General features: G+C 74.7%; 1 pseudogene. It reads right to left on the reverse strand.

From position 1 onward, the window contains the following. Positions 1 to 3,398, reverse strand: a pseudogene (locus tag IF43_RS40220) (acyltransferase domain-containing protein); the annotation flags it as partial.

A 3,398-nucleotide genomic window follows, 5' to 3' on the forward strand; every position in this document is an offset into this window, starting at 1 on the left:
AGCGCGCTCGGCAGCCACCGCATCGCCACCGCCGTGGCCGAGCACGGCCGCGACCCTGCCGCACACCACCTCCAACAGCACGCCCTCACGCTCCGCCACCGGAACGGCCAGGAGCCGTGCCACCAGCGGCGAGAGGGCGTCCGTACCTCCGCTCCCGGCCGGCCGCTCCGCCGTGCGGCGGGCGGGCACCCGTACGAGCGCCCGCAGCAGGGCGGGGGTCGAGCCCGCGGACACGGCCTGCGCACGCAGTACCGACACGTCGAGGTGCATCGGCAGCAGCACCGCCGCGTCCGCCGTCACCGCCGTGTCGAAGAGGGCAAGGCCCTCGTCGGCAGTGAGGGCGGCGACGCCGTCACGGGCGATGCGACGCAGGTCGACCTCGTCGAGCTGCCCCGCCATGCCCCCGTCGACGCCGTCCTGCGGGGCCCACAGGCCCCAGGCGAGCGAGACCGCCGGCAGACCCTCCGCCCGCCGCCGCTCGGCCAACGCCTCCAAGAAGGAGTTCGCGGCCGCGTAGTTCGCCTGGCCCGCCGCACCGAACGCGGCCGCCGCACCCGAGAACAGGACGAAGGCGGAGAGGTCCAGGTCCCGGGTCAGCTCGTGCAGGTTCCACGCCGCGTCCACCTTCGGACGCAGCACGCCCGCCACCCGCTCCGGCGTGAGGGACGCCAGAACGCCGTCGTCCAGCACGCCCGCCGTATGGACGACAGCGGTCAGCGGGTGCTCCGCAGGTACGGACGCCAGCAGTCCGGCCAGGGCCTCGCGATCGGCCACGTCACACGCGACGAGGTCGACCTCCGCCCCCAGCCCCTCCAACTCCGCCACCAGTTCAGCAGCACCGGCGGCGTCCGGACCGCGCCGACTCGTCAGCAGCAGACGCCGCACCCCGTACGCCGACACCAGATGCCGGGCGAACCCGCGGCCAGCGACGCCGCGTCGACGTCGGCACCGAGGTCGAGCATGAGGAGCTGACCGGGGTTCTCCGACTGCGCCGAGCGCAGCAGGCCGCGCACCGCGCTGCCCGCCAGGTCCGCCACCCCCGCGCCACGCCCGACGCCCACCGCACCGGAGGTCACCCACACCAGGCGCGTGCCCGCGAACCGCTCGTCCGCCAGCCATTCCTGCACCGCCGCCAGCGCCGCGTTCACCGCGCCGTGCACCCGGCCGACCATCCCGACCGTGCCGACAGCGGACTGCCCGTCTCCGTCTGCCGGCATGACGAACACGGCGTCGGGAGCCGGTCCGCCGGCGTCGAGGGCCGCACCGAGCTCCGCCAGGTCGGCGTACTCCGTGACGCGGGCGCCCGGGCCTCCGGGCCCGCCCAGGCCGATCGTGTCCCGCCCCAGCACGGCCCAGCGGAGGTCTCCGGAGGCGGACGGGGCGTGGGGTGCGGATACGGGCAGCCACTCCACGCGGAACAGCGACTCGTGGCCGGCGCCGGCCGCGTGGACCTGGTCGGCGGAGGCCGGACGCAGCGTCAGCGACTCCACCGCAGCCACCGGCCGACCCGTCTCGTCCGCGACCAGCAGCGCAAGGCTGTGCGGGTCCCCCGACGACACCGGAACCAGCCGCATCCGCAGAGCGGACGCACCCACCGCGTAGAGCGAGACGCCCGACCAGGCGAAGGGCAGGAGGGCACGGCTCGCCGATGAGCGCGTCCGGGCGCCGCGAGTAGACCGCGAACGACCGCCGCGCGGCGGCGTCCGGCGCCTCCACCACGAGCTGGAGCTGCACGCCGCCCCGTTCGGGCAGCACGAGCGGCGCCTCCAGCGTCAGCTCCTCCAGCACCTCGCAACCGACCTGGTCGCCGGCCCGGATCGCCAGGTCGACGAAGGCGGTGCCGGGCAGCAGCGCGGAACCGTGGATGGTGTGGTCGGCGAGCCAGGGGTGGGTGTCGAGCGACAGCCGGCCCGCCAGGAGCACGCCCTCGGAGTCGGCCGGCGCCACGGCCGCACCCAGCAGCGGGTGCCCGGCGTCTCCGAGGCCGATCGACTCGGGATCCGTGGCCGCGAGGACCGACGCGCTCGGCCAGAACCGCCGACGCTGGAACGCGTACGTCGGCAGGTCCACCCGCCGCGCACCCGACCCCGCGAAGAACGCCTCCCAGTCGACCGCCACACCATGGACGTGTGCCCGGGCAAGGGCGCCGACCAGGGTCTCGACCTCGGGGCGGCCGGAACGGAGCAGCGCGGCGAAGACGGCGTGCGGGGTGCCGGTCTGGCAGTCCTGGGCGAGGGCGGAGAGCACGCCCTCGGGCCCGAGTTCGAGGTACGTGGTCACGCCCGCGGCCTCCAGCGCGCGGACGCCGTCGAGGAAGCGGACGGCCTCGCGCACGTGCCGGACCCAGAAGTCGGCCGTGCCCATCTCGTCGGTGACGAGGGCACCGGTCAGGCAGGACACGACCGGAATGCGGGGCGCGGCGAAGGACAGGCCCGCCACCACCTCACGGAAGGCGTCGAGCATCCCGTCCATGTGCGGCGAGTGGAACGCGTGGCTGACCGTCAGCCGCTTGGTCTTGCGCCCCTGGCCCGCGAAGGCCTCGGCGACGGCGACCACCGCGTCCTCGTCACCCGCGACCACCACCGACCGCGGGCCGTTGACCGCGGCCACGCTGACCCGGTCGGATCCGGTCAGGAACGGCAGGACCTCGTCCTCCGACGCCTCCACCGCAACCATCGCCCCACCCGCAGGCAACGCCTGCATGAGCCGGCCCCGCGCCGCCACCAGCACGCACGCGTCGTCCAGGGACAGCACCCCGGCCACGTGCGCGGCGGCGATCTCACCGATCGAATGACCGGACACGAAGTCCGGCCGCACACCCCAGCTCTCGAGCAGGCGGAACAGCGCCACCTCGACCGCGAAGAGCGCCGGCTGGGCGTACTCCGTCCGGTCCAACACAGCAGCATCCGACCCGAACAGGACCTCCCTCAGAGGGAGTTCGAGGTGGCCGTCCATACGGGCACACACGGCGTCCAGCGCGTCCGCGAACGCGGGTCCTCGGTCCTGCCGGAGAGGAGGTAGGGGAGGTACGGGAGGACTCGGACGGCGGCGGTGCGTCGGTCCGCCGGGCGCGGCTCGGCGTCCACCGTCGGTTCGGCGTCCGGGGCCTGCTCGACGATCGTGTGGGCGTTGGTGCCGCTGATGCCGAACGAGGAGACGCCGGCTCGGCGCGGACGCCCGGTCTCCGGCCAGTCCACGGCCTCGGTCAGCAGCTCCACGTCACCGCTCGACCAGTCGACGTGGGGGGTCGGGGCGTCCACGTGGAGGGTCTGCGGGAGCACCCCGTACTGCATGGCCAGGACCATCTTGATGACGCCGGCGACGCCGGCGGCGGCCTGGGTGTGCCCGATGTTCGACTTGATCGAGCCCAGCAGCAGCGGACGACCCTCCGGCCTGTC

The organism is Streptomyces sp. NRRL S-87, from assembly GCF_000719335.1.
Taxonomy (GTDB): domain Bacteria; phylum Actinomycetota; class Actinomycetes; order Streptomycetales; family Streptomycetaceae; genus Streptomyces.